This is a genomic window from Colwellia sp. BRX8-7, from assembly GCF_014077275.1.
In the GTDB taxonomy this organism is placed as follows: domain Bacteria; phylum Pseudomonadota; class Gammaproteobacteria; order Enterobacterales; family Alteromonadaceae; genus Colwellia_A.
On the sequence record NZ_JACGVP010000017.1, the window covers coordinates 15,778 to 35,581 of the forward strand.

Below are 19,804 nucleotides of genomic sequence, written 5' to 3' on the forward strand. Positions count from 1 at the left end.
GCTTGAAAGATAATTCTATTGAGGTAATATCTTTAAAAAATAATAAAACATAGATAAAAGGATTTATATGAATTTACTAAAAGCACTGATACTTTTGGTCATCGGTGCAGTACTCGGTTATGGCATTTCGTCGACCACAAAAAGTCATCAAAATAATTCGACTTTGCCTGCGGTAATATCTGTTGAAACACCATCAACCTTAAAAAAGACAGTAGACCTACAAGAGCAAGCGACACCCCTTGTACAAACTCAACCACAAGTCATCAATCACAAACCAGCACCCCTTGCTATTGCTGACAATGATGAAGTGTTGACTCAGCAATACCTTGACTTAAGAGTTGAGCATCAACAATTAAAAGACAAGTATCAAAAATCTAAACGTAAAGTATCATCGTTAAAATATCAATTAAGTGAATTTGATGGCAGTGTAGCAACCGACGAAGAAATGGAAAAACTCGCTCCTGAACCGTTCAATTTATTCCTGAGTGCCTTTAGAGGTAAAACGAGAAATGACATCTATGATTTTCATCAAAAAGAAGACGATTTAGATTGGGGTTATAACATGCAAAACAATATTTCAGATTTTGTACAAACCCATTATGATGGCATGAACGTTGATTTAATATCAGTTATTTGTAAACAGCCCTATTGCGAAATTCTAGTGACTGAAAAACAAGAAGATGCTTGGGACAATATTCTCAAAGGCTTATCGGTACAAACATGGTGGAAATTCTCATCATTTTCAACGTCAACAAAGTCTAATGAAGATAATGAACTCTCTATCTATGCTTTCTTCACTCAATAAAACGTCTCCTTGAGAACCGATACCACCATAAACAAAAAAACCTGCATGAGCAGGTTTTTTTTAATATCAAAAAGCGTCAAACTAAGACATATGCATCAACATATTGCTTGGCTCTTCTAAGAATGATTTCCACAAGTTACAAAAACGGGCAATTGAACCGCCATCGATAACACGATGATCACCAGACCAACTTACTTGCATAATGTAACGTGCTTCAACTTCACCTTTATCATTAAAGCGTGGTAATTTTTGTAATTTACCTAATGCAACAATCGCTGATTCAGGTTTATTGATTATCGGTGTAGCAACAGTGCCCCCAATCGCTCCAATGTTTGAAATGGTAATAGTTCCACCCTTCAAATCTTCTGCACCAACACGACCTGCACGGGCAGAGTCAGTTAAACGCATGATATCTTTAGCAACGTCAACAATAGATTTGTTCTGTACTTGCTTAACATTAGGGACGAGTAAGCCGACTTTAGAGTCAACTGCCATACCAATATTATGATCGTCAAAATAAGTAATTTCAGTACAATCATCATTAACTTGCGTATTTACAATCGGGAATTCTTTTAATGCTAAAGAAATCGATTTCATGAAAAACGGCATCATAGTTAATTTGATATCTTGTTTCGCATAAGCGTCTTTCATACCGCTGCGTAACGCCATTAGATTCGTCATGTCAATTTCTTCACAATAAGTAAAGTGAGGAATCGTTGACACTGAACGTACCATAGCCTTTGCCATCGCCGCTTTAATACCGCGAATAGGCTCAACACGTTTACCGCCACTTTGTGCAACAGCAACAACTGGCGCTACATTTTCAGTGCTTATAACTGGCGCTTTAGTGAAAGAAACGACGTCTTCTTTATAAACACGACCTTTCTTGCCACTGCCTGGTATTTCATGAATATTAACATTTAATTCGCGAGCTACACGGCGTACCGCAGGGCTAGCAACAGCTTTACTGTTAATAATCTTTTTCTCAACAGCTGCTGCAGTAGTTGTTAAAGCCACTTTTTCAACGGCAGAAACCGTTGGCGTTTCAAGAGTTTCTGCAGCGACAACTGCAGTCTGATGCCCATTAGCCACCAGTTTTTCTATTTCAAATAAAGGCGCATGTACTTTCGCAATTTCACCTTTAGCATAGTAAAGCTTAGTCACAGTACCGTTATGCATCGCTGGAATTTGTACTAGCGCTTTGTCTGTCATTACATCAGCAATGGGTTGATCTTCAACAATCACATCACCTTCTTTAACTAACCATTCAACGAGTTCACACTCAACAATACCTTCACCAATATCAGGTAAGATAAAGTCTTCACGTTCAAGTGTTGGCTCACCATGAGTCGAAGCCGCAACTGAATGCTCAGCAACTGGCGAACTTTGCGCAGCAACCACGGGGCTTGCTTGCACAGGCGAAGGTGCCTGCTCTTGATCAGTTGTCATTGAAAAAAGTGGCTGATGTACTTTGGCAATATCGCCCTGAGCGTAATAAAGCTTAGTAACCGTACCATTATGCATCGCCGGAATTTGTACCAGCGCTTTATCTGTCATCACATCAGCAATGGGCTGATCTTCAACAATAACGTCGCCTTCTTTAACTAGCCATTCAACTAGCTCACATTCAACGATACCTTCACCAATATCGGGTAGAATAAAATCAATACTCATGACAAAAACCTTAGTAATTTATGCTGTGTTTAATGGCTTCGTACACTTTTAAGTGGTCGGCAACATATTCTTTTTCTAGTGATAATGGGTAAGGTGTATCCATACCACAGATGCGTGCAATCGGTGACTCAAGGTGTAAGAAACACTCTTTTTGAATCGTTGCAGCAATTTCACTAGCAAAACCCGCCGTTAATGGCGCTTCTTGGCTAACAACTAAGCGTCCTGTTTTGGTAACAGAATTAACAACCGTTTCAATATCCCATGGTAAAATAGTACGTAAATCTATGATTTCACATGAAATACCATCAGCTGCAGCCATTTCAGCTGCTTTCTCTATTATTTCCATTTGTGCGCCCCACGCTAATAACGTGATATCACTACCTGGCGTAACAATTTCAGCTTTGCCAAGGGGTAATTGATAGTCTTCTAAAGGCACTTCGCCCACAGAGGCACGATACAAACGCTTAGGTTCAAAAAAGATAACCGGGTTTTTATCGCGAATAGACGCTAACAATAAACCTTTTGCTTGGTAAGGGTTACGAGGTACAACAACTTTTAAGCCCGGTGTATGAGCAAAATAAGCTTCTGGTGATTGGCTATGATATAAGCCTCCCGCGATACCGCCACCGTATGGTGTACGTATCGTTAAATTACCCACATCAAATTCATTACCACTGCGGTAGCGAAACTTTGCGGATTCATTAACAATTTGATCGAAAGCAGGGAAAATATAATCAGCAAATTGAATTTCAGCGATAGGCACACTGCCTTGAGCTGCTAAACCATTAGCAAAACCAATAACACCTTGTTCAACTAGAGGTGTGTTAAAACAACGTAATTTACCAAATTTTTCTTGTAAGCCACTGGTTGCGCGAAAAACACCACCAAAATGGCCAACATCTTCACCAAAACACACGGCGCGTTCATTTTCTGTCATTGCAATTTCAAGTGCGTTATTAATTGCATGTAATAAATTCATTTGTGCCATTATTTAATTCTCCCCGCGGTGAATGGGTAGGCTTCTGGATACTTTTTAATATGTACTTTCAGCTCGGCAAGTTGTGCTTTTAATAACGTTGGTGGTTCATCATAAACATCAGTGATTAAATCTTCAACGGGTGGCTTATCAATTTTTTCAGCAACTTTTACTGCCGCTAAGACTTCTTCACGTAATTTATCAAACAAGGTTGTTTCTTGTGCTTCATCCCACCACTTATTCGCTAACATCCAATTTTTCATACGAAGAATAGGATCATGTGCTTGCCATTTAGCCTCTTCTTCACGCGTACGATATCCAGAAGGATCATCTGAGGTAGAATGTGCACCTAAACGATAAGACATGGCTTCAATAAGTACTGGCTTGTTTTCTGCTAAAGCATAAGTACGAGCATCTTGTGTCGCTTTTAAAACCGCAAGTATATCGTTGCCGTCGATTCGAATCGTTTTAATTCCGTAACCCACACCACGAGAAGCAATACCATTACCTGCGTATTGCTCATCTGCAGGTGTTGAAATTGCGTAGCCGTTATTACGACAGAAAAAGATAACAGGAGCACGATGTACTGCTGCCATATTTAATCCCGCATGGAAGTCACCTTCTGACGCAGCGCCTTCACCGAAATAACAAATTGTTACCGCGTCAAGCCCTTGTATCTTCTGGCCATATGCATAACCGGTCGCTTGTGGTATTTGAGTAGCTAATGGCGATGAAATCGTCATGTAGTTTAATTCACGGCTGCCGTAATGAATGGGCATTTGACGACCTTTGCCTAAATCCTTTTCATTACTGAACATTTGATTCATGAAGTTTTCGAGTGAGAAACCACGATACATTAATGCACCTTGCTCTCGGTATTGCGCCATGATCATATCTTGAGGTTTTAAACCGGCAGCACCACCGACACTTGCGGCTTCTTCACCCAGTGCTGTCATGTAAAAGCTTAAACGACCTTGACGTTGCGATGCGACCATTCTCTCATCGAGTACACGGTGAAACGCTAACGTTTTATAAATTTTTGTTGCTGATTCTTGATCAATTTCAGGAAGCTCAGCACCTTCATATACGGTGCCGTCTTGTTGTAATACTTTGAGGATGGGAATTTCAACTGAATGACCATCAATAAAAGCGGGTTGATGTACCACCGGACTTTCTTTATATACGTCAGTGTTCATAGCCTTCTCTTCTCTTCTTGTCTTATGGAATATGTTCATTGCAGGATTTGCTATACCCATTATTCTTAATGTAAGTGTACTTAGTTTTAGTACTTTTTGGGTTTTGCGCAATGAGCTGCTGTAAATAATCGAACGTACTTTACCTTTACGTAAACTGAAACACAAGTTGTGTGAGCTAAGTAAAATTTTGGGCATACGGCAATATCATCAATATGCCCATAAAAGTTTACATAAGCATGACCATTATTCGATAGATGTGGGAATAACGGTTAATAATGCTCGCTGCCCAATAGCAACATTAGCATTAGGGAAGATAATTGCTTCCCCGACTTTATCTGTTTTGATCTCGTTACCATCATCTATTGCGAGTACGGTACCTTTTGGAAAGTCAGTAAAGTTTTCAACGTTATCAGAAAAATTTAAAGCAAAGTTTTCACCCTGACGATTAATGGTTTGGTAGATCTCATAAATACTAAAGTCATTTTCATCATAGTCTTTTAGCAACAAGTCTTGTCCTGAAATCAAACGCGTTAGTGTTTCTTTAACTTGAACGAATTTAGCCATGTCATTTTCACCAAAGGGCATCACTTTGCCTAATTCCACAGTAAAAGCGTCAGCATTAAATTCATTTGATGAAAAGTAACTAAAGGTCGTGGTTGGTGAATGCGAAAGTAAAATAGTACTTACCCCACACGCATGCATAAATTGAAGTTGAGATTTTTTCCAAGCTTTACCATGTCGAAAAGGATAAACCGCAAATTTATCGTTTTTTGAGCCTCTAATGGCGGTATGTAAATCGTAATGACAACGCTCTCTCTCTTTATTACTGGATAAGCTTTGACCTTGCTGGAAAAAATCTCGCACGGTATTTTCAAGTAATAAAGCACGGTGGCGTTCTTTATTAATTAAACCCGCCCCCTGTCCCTGATCAGCAGAATGGCCACCAGAGAATAAACGATTCATATTTTCTTCAATAAAACGTTCAGAAATGTTAATAGAAGCTGGGTTGCCAAAAATAAACAGTACACGCTCGGTACAAGCAAGCTCTCCTAAAATAAGCTTTTTAATGAGCTCAGCACAAATTTCAATTGGAGCGGTTTCATTACCGTGCACGGCACTAGAGAGCACAATGTCTTTACTAGATGTTTGCAGTTCAACGGGTTCAAAAGTAATAAGACCGGTATCAAGTACGGTAACGTTTGTTTCGCTATTACTTTCTTGATGTTTAATTTGAAAGGAAAAACGTCCTGCTATTGACCACTCATTTGCACGAGTTAAGGCGAGAAAGTCACCCGTAGATTGTAACGCTTGCTGTTGTTCTTGTAAGACTACTTGTAATTTATTCAAACCACATTCACTAAGGCAATAAAAATTACTTATATTGTACAAAAAAATAGAGATTATTGCTTGGTTTGATCACAATAAAAGTTAAAGCGACGATAAAGAAAAGTGATGAGAAGTAGCGACGTTTGGCAGTGCTAGCATATAATATGGGTTAATGATTTAGGTCACTAACCCATATTATTATGTTATTTCAATTTATAGCAGGGTAAAAATTCTGATACCTTTATCTTAACTATCGACCTATAAACCGGCTTTAGTAAAAGCAGCACTTACCAGTACTTGGGCTTCGGTAATAATAAGGGCTAAGTGTTTTTGATCGATAAAACTCTCGGCATAAATTTTATAAATATCTTCGGTCCCTGAAGGACGAGCAGCAAACCAACCATTGTCAGTTGTAACTTTCACACCACCAATAGCGGCATTGTTGCCAGGTGCGTGTGATAAAACTTGGTTAATTTTTTCACCAGCGAGCATCGTAGTCGTAATGTCGTTAGCGCTTAATGAAGTTAGCACTTGTTTTTGTTCAAAACTTGCAACGGCTTCAACACGTCCATAACAAGGCTCACCTAATTTTTCAGCAAGCTCTTGGTATAGTTGATAGGGGTCTTTACCGGTAACAGCAAGAATTTCTGCTGCCAATAACGCCATAATAAAACCGTCTTTATCTGTTGTCCAGCAACTACCATCACGAGATAAAAAAGCAGCACCCGCACTCTCTTCACCACCAAATGCATATGAAGCATCACTGAGACCATCGACAAACCATTTAAAGCCCACCGGCACTTCTGATAAAGGACGGTCAATATAGTTAGCAACACGGTCTATAAGTGAACTAGACACTAGCGTTTTCCCAATTTTACTGGTTTTAGGCCAGTCACGATGAGTCATCAAATAATATATAGCAACGGCTAAGTAATGATTAGGGTTCATTAACCCGCCCGTGCGAGTGACGATACCGTGGCGATCAAAATCGGGATCATTGCCAACAGCAATATCAAACTTGTCTTTTAAAGCAATGAGTCCGGCCATGGCATAAGGAGATGAGCAATCCATGCGAATTTTGCCATCTTTATCAAGTGGCATAAAAGCAAAACTGGCATCAACAACAGGATTGACAACTTCAAGATTTAACTGATATTTCTTTGCGATAACGGGCCAGTAATGAATCCCTGAACCACCAAGTGGGTCAACACCAATTTTAACACCGGCTTTCGCAATAGCTTTCATGTCAACCACTTGTTCAAGTTCGTTAACATAAAAAGTAATAAAGTCTTGTTTTGATAATAAAGCGGACGAACAAGCTTGCTGGTAGCTAACTTGTTTGACATTGATGAGCTTTTCGGCAATTAAGTCATTGGCTCGTTGTTCAATTTTTTTAGTCACACCACCTTCAGCTGGCCCGCCATGAGCTGGATTATATTTAATGCCGCCATCTGTTGGTGGATTGTGAGAAGGGGTAATAATTAAACCATCGGCTTGCTTATCTTTATTTATCGATAATTTATTGTGAGCAATAATGAGCCTAGAAATAACCGGGGTTGGTGTAAAACCATCATCGTCTTGAATAACGACCGGGATGTTATTAGCAATTAACACCGACAGCGCATTAGCAAAAGCGGGCTCTGAAAGGGCATGGGTATCTTTACCTAAAAACAATGGCCCTTTCAATCCTTGTTCAATGCGATGTTCGGCAACTGCCTGGCAAATAGCCAGAATATGTTGCTCATTAAAGCTGGTTTTACTGGCATTACCGCGATGACCTGAGGTACCAAAAGTTACCCTTTGCGCGGTAATAGCAACGTCTGGCCTTAATAAAAAATAATCACTGACTAATTTACCAATATTGATACGGTCTTGTGGTCTAACTGGTTTTCCTGCGTGTGCATGAATAGTCATGATATTCCCTTTATTTTTTATTTAAATATTATCGTCGACAACTTTATACGGCTTATAAAAGATCTCTAATATTTTCGGCATCTTCGTTAGTGTAACCTAACATTAGCGATGCTTTCGTTAACATCATTTTTTTACGGGTAGTGTTCGAGTTTGTCATTACCCAAAATGGACTATCAGGTATTTGTAATGGTTTAGTACTGCTACCACTGGCGGAAAGCTCATCTTTGCTTTTGGCAAAATATAGACGGTCTCGCCCGCGGATCTCAGAGACAACAGCAAAACTTTCACTGTGCACGCGATATAAAGCGGCAAGAATAAGTAAAAATCGACCAACTGCACCACGTTGCATGGCTAACTCTTCTTTATTGATATAATTGAGTACATTATCAATACTAGGTGGTTCTGCCATTACTTCTTCAACTATCACGGCTTCCATTTCGATATTTTCTTCAACGCCAGGCACTAAGTTGTCAGTGGTGACTTCAACATCTTGAACACTTTCGACAAGATCATCAAGCGCATCTTCAGCTAACGTTAAACTCAGTAAGCGACGCAAGATTGACGAAGCACTTTCGCCAATAAATTGGGTATTCGACACTATGTGTTGATAAAGTTCTTCATCTATTTCAATGTTTTTCATTAATTACCCTAGAATTTTATTATTCGCGCAGGATTATACTTAGCTTAAGGAAAACTTTCCAGCGCCAATATCTCGATAAAGCCTCAAAATAATTGCATGGTGCAATAAAAGCTAAGACAATAAAGGTTAAAGCAAGTATATACATTCGATGAGCTATCAATGACTAAGAATTTACATTACCAACAACAAGGCTCCGGCGCCGATATTATTTTAATACATGGCTTATTCGGTAGTTTAGAAAATCTCAATATGGTGGCAAAAGGTTTAAAAGATAATTACCGAGTAACTAATATCGATGTGAGAAATCACGGTTTATCTTTTCACAAAAACTCAATGAGCTATCAAGAATTAGCCCAAGACGTTGTCGATCTAATGGCAATAATTAATATTGAACGTGCCCATATCCTTGGACATTCGATGGGCGGTAAAATAGCCATGCAGCTTGCACTAGACCATAGTGAAAAAGTGGATAAGCTTATTGTTGCTGATATCGCGCCTGTTGCCTATCCACCTCACCACAATCTAATTATTGAAGGTTTACAAAGTATTAAGCTTGAAGACATTAATAATAGAAAAGATGCAGACAAGCAATTGTCTGCATTCGTTGATGACATAGGCGTTAGGCAGTTTTTATTGCGTAATTTAGTGGCCAAAGATGGAAAATTCAATTTCAAATGCAATTTAGATAATATTCAGCAATGTTATCGACAAATAATGGCGGCAAATGAAGGTAAACAAGATTTTAAAGGTGAAACCCTTTTTATCAAAGGTGGTAACTCTGATTATATAACCGCAGCGCATCGTGATATTATCCAAGCATTATTTCCAAATAGTCGAGCCAAAATCATACAAGGCACAGGGCATTGGTTACATGCAGAGAAAACGACAGTATTTAACAAAATTGTTAATGACTATTTAAGCCTTTAATATCGACTTATAAACGCTTTAAAACGAATGAATCAAATAACCTTTTTAGGTTTGCTACAATTAATTGATTGAAAAAATAGCGTCAAATTGCCTTGTCATTTGTGGTAAAAATTATGTGTTTAAGCGTTAGATTATGCTATAGTGCGCCTGAAATTTTTAGGGTGAATTATGTTAGCTGAAAACTTAGAACTTATTGAAACTATTGGTTTGAATTTATTTTTTGCTTTTATCTTTATTTTCATTGGCTTATCAGTCCATGATGTAATGACAAAAAATGATGTTCCCAAAATGGGCCGTATGGTCGTTTATTTGGTTCTATTTTTAGGTTGTGCTGGCTTTATTGCCAAAGGCATTATTCAACTGGTTTGGGAAAGCCAAGGGGTTGGGTAAGAGTTAACAATGGCAAAAGAAGCAAGTGATTTAACCACTATTGATTTGTTTAGTGATGAAAAGCGTCCCGGGCGCCCAAAAACAAATCCTCATTCGCGTAGCGTGCAAGTAAAAATAAACAAGCGCAATCAAGTTAAACGCGATAAAAACAATGGCTTAAAACGAGTTGAGTTTAAAATACATCAAGACTTGTTTGAGCAACTCGACGACTTAGCTAAAGTTAAAGGTGTTAGTCGCGGAGAACTTATTGAGTCGATATTGAAAAATTCAATGACGACACCAGCATTAAATATTAGTAAATAAGGGTTTTATACCATGGCAATTGTAGGTTTATTTTTCGGTAGTGATACAGGCAATACTGAAGCTGTCAGCAAAACTATTCAAAAAAAGTTAGGCAAAAAATTAGTTGAAGTAAAAGACATCGCAAAAAGTACAAAAGAAGAAATAGCTGAATTTGATTTAATCATTTTAGGTATTCCAACTTGGTATTATGGCGAAAATCAATGTGATTGGGACGACTTCTTACCTGAGCTTGAAGAAGTAGACTTTACCGATAAGTTAGTCGCTATTTTTGGTTTAGGTGATCAAGAGGATTATTCTGAATACTTCTGTGACGCAATGGAACCTTTAAAAGATATTGCCGAGTCGAGAGGCGCAATTATTGTTGGTAACTGGTCAACTGAAGGTTATGAATTTGAAGCATCTAAAGCCTTAGTTGATGAAAAAACGTTTATTGGTTTATGTATTGATGAAGACCGTCAGCCAGAATTAACTGAAGCGAGAATTGACAAGTGGGTTACTCAAATATTTGAAGAAATGTGTTTAGCAGAACTTGCAGACTAATTTATTTCTTATAAGCCACTAATAATAAGCCTGTATCGACAGGCTTTTTTTTGTCTTACTTTTACCTAATTAGGTCAATAAAGTCGGTTTATTCTTCTGACGTATATATAAACGCCTATTTAGTTTAGCCACTAGCTCACCATCAATATTTTTGACATAAACATTGACCGTGGGTTGATATTTTTCACCATGACGGGTTTTTTCAATAATCTCATTAATAAAATCATCACTGACGTAAAAATCAGCTGTTACTTCGCCTTTCCCTGGTCTGATAAAGTCAATGTCAGCTGATTTATCCCAGACATAATATTGATTATCTAAACGCGCTAAAATCATTAACACATAAAAAGGGTCGGTCATCGAGAATAGTGAACCTCCAAAATGTGTGCCTAAAGCATTTTTATTCCATGCTCGCATTTTTAAACGCACCTTGGCTTGTCTAAAATCACTAGATAGCTCTGTAACTTTGATACCCGTAAATAAAAATGGCGGCCAAATATTTAGCAGTAATTTTAATAACCACGCTTTTCTTAACATCTAAATCTCCTTTGATCCTATAATCACTCGCTCATACAACTCATCGTACCAGTAAAGCTATTGGTGTTTATACAAATTTCGAAAATCAAAGCCAATGAATTTACTATTCATTTCAACTAAGGCTTCCCTCAAGCAGAAGAACCCCCTATAATTTTGTTTAAATTACCGAATTAGAGAATTAAAGTTAATGGCAGACCAAAATGAAGAGCTAAAAAGAGCTGGATTAAAAATCACCCTGCCGCGAATCAAAATTCTCACTATTTTGCAAAATCCGAATAATCAGCATATTAGTGCGGAAGATGTTTACAAAATATTATTAGTGCAGAATGAAGAGATTGGCTTGGCTACCGTTTACCGTGTACTTAATCAATTTGACGATGCGGGCATTGTTAGTCGTCATCATTTTGAAGGCGGTAAATCAGTTTTCGAATTAAGTCATAAAAAGCATCACGACCATCTTGTTTGCTTAAAATGTGGCAAAGTAGTTGAGTTTGAAGATAACGTCATTGAACAACGCCAAGAAGATATTGCTAAATCACATAAAATAAAGCTAACAAACCATAGTTTATATTTATATGGTGAGTGTGAAGATGAAGAAGCTTGTGATTCATACCGAACATCTAATAGCTAAGTTGTAGTATGAATTTCGCTTAATAAAACCTGCTTTTAGCAGGTTTTTTCTTTACTGAACAACAATATAATTTCGACAAGTATTAAGATAAATTAGGTGTGTAAATAATCTTTTTCTAGACAAAGAAAAAGCGACATAAAAGTCGCTTTTTTCGTTGCTAATTATAATGCTGCAAATCCATTTGCTAATTTTTAAATTTCCTAAATCATACGGAAATTATTTTTGGGTAATATCACTTTACTCAAACTTTATTACTATCCTTAATTAACATCCATTTCAGTACTAACTGTTCATTTAATTCCTTTAAATGACTCCGTATAAGCAGAGGTATTATCTCTGTGTTAAGTATCCCTTCTCAGCTAGTTTCATCCATAAATTTTCATTCATTATAAGCGTAGTAAATTAAGTTAACTTCAGCACTTGTTGTTGCATCCATTCATGTAAATCCATTTACCTTCCATTCCGTTGGAAATGTTAGTGTCCTTGCGGGTAAATCCTTTATCAACTGAATATTAACTTATACCACTTTCCATTTCGTACTTCCTATACGTGTTCAACAAATAGTATTTATCCCTTAAACTTATTTGTAGTGTTATCCATAACTTGTGTCGTCCTGACAAGATAAATATTAGCATTCATGTGTTTTGTCGCTAGCAAGGTAAACGAAATAAAATTAACGTTATTTTGTCTTTTTATCGAACAATTAAAATTTATTACTATTAAACATATAGTTACAAAGTGTTTCTTTTTACACTTACAAATTATTGTATGATCACTGACGTCATTGTGCGAAATGGCTTACACCAGAGGTGTGACTTTGTCGGAAGGTATCAAGATGATAAGTGATGGAATATGAAAATATCACTGAAAGTTAAAAGAAAATTGGTTACTCTTGCCAAAGTTTTCAGATCAAACAATATTTTTAGGAGTTTATGTGCTTTTGTTGAAGTCACTATTTTGTTTAACCGGTTCAGATAATCGTCGTCGATTCATCGCTATTCATATAAGTTGTTACTTGTTGTTTACCCTTACTAGCGCCATTTTTTCTTTTAACAACTTATTATCTTTTATGGCATTGTCTATTTTTGCAGGTATTTTTACTCTTTCAACAAAACGTCGTCTAAATGATGCCAACCTCAAGATAAGCTGGTTGCTGCCACCTACAGCCAGCTTTTTACTTGCTGGGTTAATTATCGTCATCAGTGATAACACCATAAGCTACTGGTTACTTTTACTCCCTTTAGCTATTTCTACATTCTTAATGACCTACAAAAGCCAAAAAATTAATCATATTCTTGGTTACGCTGGTGATGTCGATTTAACGGGCTATATAAAAAAAGGAAGTTCTCAACCTCAAAAACGTATAGAACCGACATTTAATCAGCACGAAGTAAAAGATTCATTGGCAAGCTCCTATCAAGATACCCCTGATACGTTGGCTCAACATGATAACAAAGCTAAAGACTCGCCTGTTTCCCCTGCTAATGATATTGGTGAAGCGATCAGGCTGAAGCTACTTAACAATAAACAGAAGGTATTAGTGTTAACAGTACTAATATTAATCATCATAATGGCAATAATTCTGCCATCGAGTATTACCTCAGTTGATGATGACGTTATAGCAGCAAACACTAATGAAACAACAGCCATAGAGCAATCAAAATTATCCCTGAGGCACGAAGTTACACTGCCTGATAACTTTTCTTTATTGGCATCATCTTTTGATGGTATTACTATAAAATGGCAGGGTGACAAATCTATTAGTGGTTTTTTATGGCAACAAATGACCGCACAAGGTGATAAAAGCTGTCAGGTTATCTCTTATGATAGTGGTGAAGTGATTAGAACATTGGACGTTAATCAAGAAAATAATGGTGACTATTTAGCGCGGTTTTCACCACTAGATACTAAAGTGATAATCAAGAATATTGCCATTAGAAGCAGCTTTACTTTATGTGGTTATACCTTTTCTCTTAAGGGTAGCCAAGCCATTTTAGGTAAGCACCCATATTATTCAACATTCCTTGAGAATTAAATTACTATATTTTAAGCAAAAAAATACGGCTCTAAGAGCCGTATTTCCTGAACTAGCTTATATGCATCCTGCATATTATATGTGTCCCGCTTCATCCATAAAGAACTGTCCGTAGTGTTTCCTAATAATCCTTTGCTTTCCATTCATCTTCCGTGATTGCAACTCGTCCTGAGTCACATCAATAGTGATATTTCATCCTTGGGCTTATTCCGTCAGCCGTTATTCCTTTAACCTAAATCCATTTAGTTCATTCGATGACTCCTGTCATCTGGCTTGTTCCTCTAGCCGTTATTCCTTTAACCTAAATCCGTTTAATTCCTTCGATGACTCCTGTCATCGGGCCTATTCCTTCAAGCGTCCTTTTAAGAGTACTCTACTCTATCGGTCTTCCTGACCTGCATCTTCCTGATGTGGTTAATATTACGTTAATTAAGATTTATTCGTACCCATAATAATATTTTATATTTAACGATATAAAAATGTAACAAGCATGTAAATATACAAAAACCAACATAATCAACAACTAAAGTATATAACACGTCTTTTTTTTTACATCTACTTACTCAATATCTTACATTTACGTAAGATATGTCTTACAAATATTTAATCAAAAATGCAATAGTCTGCAATAAATTGCGTGGTTCGTCACAAATAATGAGAAATGACTCACACGATGAGGAAATTTAACATTTAAGTTACACCGGAGAAAATTTTGTAACTCGTCAACGATCCAATAAGGTCAACAAAGATACGAAAGAAGACGTTAGCCTTCGCTTATCTAGCGATATTTGAACCGATACAAATCAGCCCTGCGTTAGATAATAGAATTGTTCTAAATTTCATCAGGAATTTATAAAGTCAAAAATTCTAATTTGATTAGAAAATACCAAAGCGGACATTCGATTAATATGATTTTAGGTATTAAATTCTGAGGCGTTTTGGGGCACATAGTGCCATAGAGTTTATGATCGCATTAACATCTTGAGGAGTATGACCGGATAATTCAGCCAAGTATTGCCTTTTCCAGCGAGAAATAGCTGAGGCACAAGCACCTGAGATATCTTGTGTTTTTTTGTTGGTATAGTTTTCTTCTACCATTAATTTGGCATATTCTAGCTTTTGATTAGGACTGTAACTAATTTTTTTCTGGTCATTTGAATACCTTTAAGATTTAACTTATTTTAAGCTATAAACCCTTCCAGTTTACTTAAACCATTACAACTCATGTCATGCCCTTTCTTAAGTAACTTTAGTCGCCTGACTTGGATGAGTTACATCCATAAAGTAAATAGGCTCGTCGCCTACATTTTCTTTAAGTGCTTCATACGCTTTAATAAATTTAGCTTGTTTATCTTCGTCAAATTTAGGTGGAACACCTTTGGGTTGTTTATAGCTAAAGTCGTATTGATGCAGCTATTTATTCAAACCGGAAATGCTAAAACATACATTAAAGGTCTCTTCAATATAGTGAGCTATTTGGTAGGCATAACGATAGGTATGCTCATGTAAATGTTCATACAAGGCTTTAGATTGAACGACTGACAAATATCCTTGAGACCCACCATTTTCAGGTTTCAATTTATCTTTTTCAATATAGTCATTGATATGACGAATAATCGTTGTTTCGTGATAGCGCAATGCTTGCGCTATCATTTGTGTTGGCCAACCTTCAGAGCACAGCAATACTGCTTTAATTCTGTCGCGAACTCGTCCACCACGTGTACTATCGTGTAGGATATCCAATTCGTCTTTTTGCTCTGGGGTAAGATTAATCTATTTCATGCAACTATGATGATCTCATTATAATTAAAATCAAGCTATTGTTTGAAATCGTTGCATCTTCATTGATCTCGGGTTGAACTTTATTATGAATGGCTGTTTATGAATATAAAGCACTATCAACAAAAGCTTGAGTTAACTGCTGATACAGTTCAATGATAGTAGGTCGCTCGATAATATGTTCAAAAAGTGCAGTATGCACCTGCGCTTGTACCCGCTCCGTTTTATCAGATAGTTGATAACAGAGGTTAACCGGTTTTATAATCTCATCTAATAACACGTCAATAAGAATAAAGGCTTGTGCTAACACTATCTTGCCACCGCCTTTTTTTAATATCACCCGCTGCGCTGTACCCACTATTTTTTTACCGTTAATATTAATATTGTAATCACCATCACAGTAAGAGAACTTTGTCGCATGTACTTTGCTAACCAAGTTAAATTGATGAAAAAAGCCATGTAACACTGTACATAGATTTTCGTAGGCTTGGGGAATTGAATACGGTGTATCTTTTGACCAAAGATAAAGGTGAGATAAATTTATAATACCTGGACATTGTGGCACTGGAGCACCACCGGTTTTACGTGAATGTAACAGCCATTCATTGGCTAGCAAACCCGCATTGAGTGCATCTGATTCTGGCCATTTCTTACCTGCAGGTAATACCAAGGTAGCTTCTTTAGCTTGCCAAAGCATTAAACACTGCTTGAGCTCACCAGTTTGGATTTGAGCAATAAGCGCTGTTTCTTTTTCAAAGACCTTAGCGACAGAGGTTTGTTGGTAATGCAGGAGTTTATTGCGGCTCATATTTACTTCTTATACGGGTATCATGTTTAGTGTCAGTATTTTATCGCTAGATCATAATAATTTACCAAGGAAGTTAGTAAGTGTATAGGTAAAATATCAATACTTAGGGTGGAAGTCTTGGGTTGGAGCAGAAGCGACATTAGCGGGTGTTGAGCTTTGCTCTATGCTCAAACAAGGATAGATGATTGACTCAGAAGATAAGACGGTATGGGACCAATTCTATTCGCTTGCAGCCTAGTTGTCTCTGAGAAAAGCGTTATATTCAATTAAGGCGAAGGAATTTAAGTTTGCGACAGAATCCATTATCGCAATAAATGATTTAAGAGACCCACAATTGCTTATTGAGTCACGAACGGCATTAGACGAGCTTTCTCAGATATTATCGCTAGGATCAGTTTATCGTTTTCAGCAATCCATAATGGCTGATAATAATTAGATTTACAGGAAAATAAGAAGCTAAATATTGGCATAAGGTCGTTTTTAACACTATTTGTATTTATGTAATATCTGCTTAGGAATATGACAATAATCATTGGGAAAGCGAGTTAATCTTTCTTGGTGTTCTTCATCGCTTTTCACATAATTGAGCAGCGGCAAGACTTCAACCACCATCTTATCTGCATTGTCGTGGCGGGCAATATACTCAATAGCCGTGTTTAGGTGACCACTGTGTTGACTGTATATGCCGGTGCGGTATTTTTTGCCAATATCTTCGCCTTGCTTATTGACGCTGTAAGGGTCAATAATTTCAAAAAAGTAACCTATTAGTTCATCAAGATTAACAGCACTTGGGTAAAAGGTTACTTTCACACACTCTGCATAGCCATCATAACTACTGTCGGTGGAATCGGTTAAGCCATTAGCTCGACCTGCTTCTGTGGTAAAAATTCCAGGTAAGTGCTTCATAAATTCTTGTACACCCCAAAGGCAACCGCCGGCGAAATAAATAATTTCTTGCGTCCTGTTAGCCTGCTTATTATGTTGTTGTGTTTTTATCAATTGTTAGCCTTTCGTAAGAGATGAATTAAGTTTTATGCGTTATGTTATTGATTACTGTAATAGCGAGTAAACTGTTATTACTTTGTTTTTGAGTAATATGTTTTTACTACTCTATTTGTTATATACATGCTTGTTATATATCCAGTTGTAAACCGTTATCAGTTGGGCATAGTTACCATGTGGAATATTTTACCCGCTAAGATATAATACTGATTCACGTAACGATTACTACCTTTCAAATAAACCTCAACGTTATCTTACGATATTTTCGTTTGGTTGTTCCAATATGTTTAATCGCATTGTTAGCACAAAGATGAGTAATGGCTCTTTCTGCTACTGGGTTGTATATTTGGGTGATTTGGGGAATACATAAAATCGTTTTTATTTAAAGATCACACAGTGTAAATAGAGAAGATTAGCATGATTAGAGTTGTACCAATTGCTTTGCCCGTTTTATTATTTAGCCTATCAACTTTTTCATCGGCAGCCGACGATACTCATAATGTAAGCAACGATGTAAATAAAAAATCAAGTGATAATATTGAGCGAATTACGATTGAGGCTTCAACCACGGCTAATACTAAACCTGTAGGCACCTTTGGTTCGCCAGTTTCAAATCTAGAATATGATCCGCGCGTTGACCTACAGTCGCGCAATATGGCAGAAGCTCAAGCCGATGTATCCATTCGTGGTGGTATTTTTGAAAATACTGGCTTTAGAGTGGGCAGCGCGACCTTACTTGATCCGCAAACCGGACATTACTTTGCCGAAATTCCTATTGCTCAGGAAATGTTATCTAATGCTAATATACTTACCGGTGCAGACAATGCTCTACTCGGTGTTAACAGCTCGGTAGGCACGGTTTCTCGCGACTGGACACCCATAAAAACCGGAGGTAGTGCTTCAATTGGCGCAGGTAACAATAACTTTAATCTACAACGCGTACACAGTGGCGTTAGTATGGCATTGGCTGATTATTCCGATTGGACTATCGGTGCTGAAGCTGAATATTCTCGCTCTGAAAGTGACGGTACAATAGAGAATGGCGACCACGACTTTCAACGTGCTTCTGGTCGTATTCAGTTAGTTGGGTCATCATCACAGACTGATCTATTTTTTGGCTCTCAAGAAAAGTTCTTTGGCTGGCCAAATATGTACACGCCATTTAATGTTAATGAAACTGAAGACATTAAAACACGATTATTAATGCTTAATCATCAACAACAGTATGCACAAGACAGCAGCTTTGAAATTTCCACTTATTTTCGTCGTAACAATGACCATTATGTTTTTTCGCGTGAAAACCCTGATGTATTTCAAGCCTTTCATGAAACTGAGGTTAAGTCGATAGCAGTTTCTGGTCGCCATGCACAAACAGCATCATTTGCCCTGAATTACTCAAGCCAGTTTATAGCAGACAGCATTGAATCAACTACGCTTGAAAATAACTTTACCTCTCGCCATTATTACAAACTCAGTGTTTTGCCTGAATATCGAATGGATCTACAAGAGGATCAACAGTTAACTTTTCGTCTTGGTGCTGCTTTTGACGACACTAACCGCGACGATTCACAAGTGTCACTAATTGGTGATATAACGTGGAATATCATCAATGCTGATGACAGCTCAAAAACACTTTATTTCTCTTATGCAGAAGCGAGTCAAGTGGCAGGTTATACCGCTATAGGGGGGAGTAATACTGGTGGATTATTTAGAAGTAACTATGATCTTGAGCGAGAAACTACTAAAAACATTGAATTAGGTTTGGCATTAGATCGAGAAACTTGGCGTCTTGATGCGGCTGTTTTTTATCGACAAGATGATGATTTAACTGATTGGACCTATAGCTTGAGTTCAACCTCTGCTCGTTCTGCAAATCCAGTCGATATCGATACGCTAGGTTTAGAGTTACTGGCGGTAAAGCGTTTTGAGCATGCAGAAATTATCACTAGCTATACCTTCTTTGATAAATCTGAAAATTATGGTACTGCGGATATCGATGCTAGCTTTTATGCCTTGAACTACCCAGATCACCGGGTAACCTTAGGTCTTATTTGGCACCCAACCGACATCGTTGAAGTCCGTGTTGATAATGAGTGGCGCAAACAAGAAGAAAATATCCTTAGAAACGGTGACGACGATGCTTTATTTACCCACCTTACGGTAAAGATTTCTCCTGCGCAGTTTGACGGTTTAGATATTGTGCTTGCAGCAGATAATCTTTGGGATGAATCTTTTGAAGAAGTACCAGGTACGCCTGGACGCGGAGAGCAATACACGCTTAGTGCTACTTACCACTGGTAACATGGTTAAATGTACTTGCA

At 37.5% G+C, this 19,804-nt stretch carries 19 protein-coding genes and 2 pseudogenes; 10 read left to right on the forward strand and 11 right to left on the reverse strand.

Features of this window, described 5'->3' with window-relative positions; all coding sequences use genetic code 11:
* Positions 1-67 precede the first annotated feature (67 nt).
* Entirely contained in the window at positions 68-805 is a 738-nt protein-coding gene (locus H4J57_RS15755) for a hypothetical protein (protein WP_182243557.1), read from the forward strand.
* An 81-nt stretch (positions 806-886) separates the two neighbouring features.
* On the opposite strand, the gene H4J57_RS15760 is transcribed toward H4J57_RS15755, so the two are convergent.
* The 6 genes from H4J57_RS15760 to seqA all read right to left on the reverse strand — a co-directional run bounded on the left by H4J57_RS15760 (position 887) and on the right by seqA (position 8,531).
* Entirely contained in the window at positions 887-2,479 is a 1,593-nt protein-coding gene (locus H4J57_RS15760; RefSeq protein ID WP_182243558.1) for a dihydrolipoyllysine-residue acetyltransferase, read from the reverse strand.
* A gap of 10 nt (positions 2,480-2,489) precedes the next feature.
* The gene (locus H4J57_RS15765; RefSeq protein ID WP_070376283.1) at positions 2,490-3,467 is read right to left on the reverse strand and encodes an alpha-ketoacid dehydrogenase subunit beta; all 978 of its coding nucleotides are present in this window, start codon (positions 3,465-3,467) and stop codon (positions 2,490-2,492) included.
* Positions 3,467-4,651 (reverse strand): thiamine pyrophosphate-dependent dehydrogenase E1 component subunit alpha, encoded by a 1,185-nt coding sequence (locus H4J57_RS15770; protein WP_182217711.1) that lies wholly within the window; start codon positions 4,649-4,651, stop codon positions 3,467-3,469. Before H4J57_RS15770 ends, H4J57_RS15765 begins: the two co-directional genes overlap by 1 nt.
* 243 nt (positions 4,652-4,894) lie before the next feature.
* Positions 4,895-5,998 carry a succinylglutamate desuccinylase gene (gene astE, locus H4J57_RS15775; protein WP_182243559.1) on the reverse strand — a complete coding sequence of 368 codons (1,104 nt, stop codon included), beginning with the start codon at positions 5,996-5,998 and terminating at the stop codon, positions 4,895-4,897.
* Between the two features lie 237 nt (positions 5,999-6,235).
* On the reverse strand, positions 6,236-7,891 hold the full coding sequence (pgm, locus tag H4J57_RS15780; protein WP_182243560.1) for a phosphoglucomutase (alpha-D-glucose-1,6-bisphosphate-dependent): 1,656 nt from the start codon (positions 7,889-7,891) through the stop codon (positions 6,236-6,238).
* Positions 7,892-7,943: 52 nt separating this feature from the next.
* Complete coding sequence (gene seqA, locus H4J57_RS15785; protein ID WP_182217716.1) at positions 7,944-8,531, reverse strand: replication initiation negative regulator SeqA; 588 nt, start codon at positions 8,529-8,531, stop codon at positions 7,944-7,946.
* A 159-nt stretch (positions 8,532-8,690) separates the two neighbouring features.
* On the opposite strand from seqA, the gene H4J57_RS15790 reads away from it, so the two are divergent.
* The 4 genes from H4J57_RS15790 (at position 8,691) to fldA (ending at position 10,691) form a co-directional block, all read left to right on the forward strand.
* Positions 8,691-9,458 carry an alpha/beta fold hydrolase gene (locus tag H4J57_RS15790; RefSeq protein WP_182217718.1) on the forward strand — a complete coding sequence of 256 codons (768 nt, stop codon included), beginning with the start codon at positions 8,691-8,693 and terminating at the stop codon, positions 9,456-9,458.
* A gap of 168 nt (positions 9,459-9,626) precedes the next feature.
* Positions 9,627-9,848, forward strand: coding sequence for a DUF2788 domain-containing protein (locus tag H4J57_RS15795; protein WP_070376277.1), 222 nt, complete (start codon positions 9,627-9,629; stop codon positions 9,846-9,848).
* 9 nt (positions 9,849-9,857) lie between these two features.
* Positions 9,858-10,151: a LexA regulated protein gene (ybfE, locus tag H4J57_RS15800; protein WP_182217720.1), complete on the forward strand. Its 294-nt coding sequence runs from the start codon at positions 9,858-9,860 to the stop codon at positions 10,149-10,151.
* Positions 10,152-10,163: 12 nt separating this feature from the next.
* Complete coding sequence (fldA, locus tag H4J57_RS15805) at positions 10,164-10,691, forward strand: flavodoxin FldA (protein ID WP_070376275.1); 528 nt, start codon at positions 10,164-10,166, stop codon at positions 10,689-10,691.
* 69 nt (positions 10,692-10,760) lie between these two features.
* On the opposite strand, the gene H4J57_RS15810 is transcribed toward fldA, so the two are convergent.
* Positions 10,761-11,228 (reverse strand): DUF4442 domain-containing protein, encoded by a 468-nt coding sequence (locus H4J57_RS15810; RefSeq protein ID WP_182171757.1) that lies wholly within the window; start codon positions 11,226-11,228, stop codon positions 10,761-10,763.
* Between the two features lie 187 nt (positions 11,229-11,415).
* On the opposite strand from H4J57_RS15810, the gene fur reads away from it, so the two are divergent.
* Positions 11,416-11,859: a ferric iron uptake transcriptional regulator gene (fur, locus tag H4J57_RS15815; RefSeq protein ID WP_070376273.1), complete on the forward strand. Its 444-nt coding sequence runs from the start codon at positions 11,416-11,418 to the stop codon at positions 11,857-11,859.
* Positions 11,860-12,799: 940 nt separating this feature from the next.
* Positions 12,800-13,894, forward strand: coding sequence for a hypothetical protein (locus H4J57_RS15820; protein ID WP_182217722.1), 1,095 nt, complete (start codon positions 12,800-12,802; stop codon positions 13,892-13,894).
* A 1,239-nt stretch (positions 13,895-15,133) separates the two neighbouring features.
* On the opposite strand, the gene H4J57_RS20390 is transcribed toward H4J57_RS15820, so the two are convergent.
* The 3 genes from H4J57_RS20390 to H4J57_RS15835 all read right to left on the reverse strand — a co-directional run bounded on the left by H4J57_RS20390 (position 15,134) and on the right by H4J57_RS15835 (position 16,481).
* Positions 15,134-15,307 (reverse strand): winged helix-turn-helix domain-containing protein, encoded by a 174-nt coding sequence (locus H4J57_RS20390; RefSeq protein ID WP_182243601.1) that lies wholly within the window; start codon positions 15,305-15,307, stop codon positions 15,134-15,136.
* Complete coding sequence (locus tag H4J57_RS15830; protein ID WP_182243561.1) at positions 15,308-15,637, reverse strand: helix-turn-helix domain-containing protein; 330 nt, start codon at positions 15,635-15,637, stop codon at positions 15,308-15,310.
* A gap of 136 nt (positions 15,638-15,773) precedes the next feature.
* Positions 15,774-16,481, reverse strand: coding sequence for a lipoyl protein ligase domain-containing protein (locus H4J57_RS15835; protein WP_182243562.1), 708 nt, complete (start codon positions 16,479-16,481; stop codon positions 15,774-15,776).
* A gap of 94 nt (positions 16,482-16,575) precedes the next feature.
* On the opposite strand from H4J57_RS15835, the pseudogene H4J57_RS15840 reads away from it, so the two are divergent.
* Both H4J57_RS15840 and H4J57_RS15845 read left to right on the forward strand, forming a co-directional pair.
* A pseudogene (locus tag H4J57_RS15840) lies at positions 16,576-16,662 on the forward strand (IS6 family transposase); the annotation flags it as partial.
* Positions 16,663-16,785: 123 nt separating this feature from the next.
* Positions 16,786-16,917, forward strand: a pseudogene (locus tag H4J57_RS15845) (N-succinylarginine dihydrolase); the annotation flags it as partial.
* A gap of 50 nt (positions 16,918-16,967) precedes the next feature.
* On the opposite strand, the gene H4J57_RS15850 reads toward H4J57_RS15845, so the two are convergent.
* Positions 16,968-17,477, reverse strand: a complete 510-nt coding sequence (locus tag H4J57_RS15850; RefSeq protein WP_182243602.1) for a peptide-methionine (S)-S-oxide reductase — start codon at positions 17,475-17,477, stop codon at positions 16,968-16,970.
* A 423-nt stretch (positions 17,478-17,900) separates the two neighbouring features.
* On the opposite strand from H4J57_RS15850, the gene H4J57_RS15855 reads away from it, so the two are divergent.
* Entirely contained in the window at positions 17,901-19,784 is a 1,884-nt protein-coding gene (locus H4J57_RS15855; protein ID WP_182243563.1) for a TonB-dependent siderophore receptor, read from the forward strand.
* The last annotated feature ends 20 nt before the right edge of the window (positions 19,785-19,804 follow it).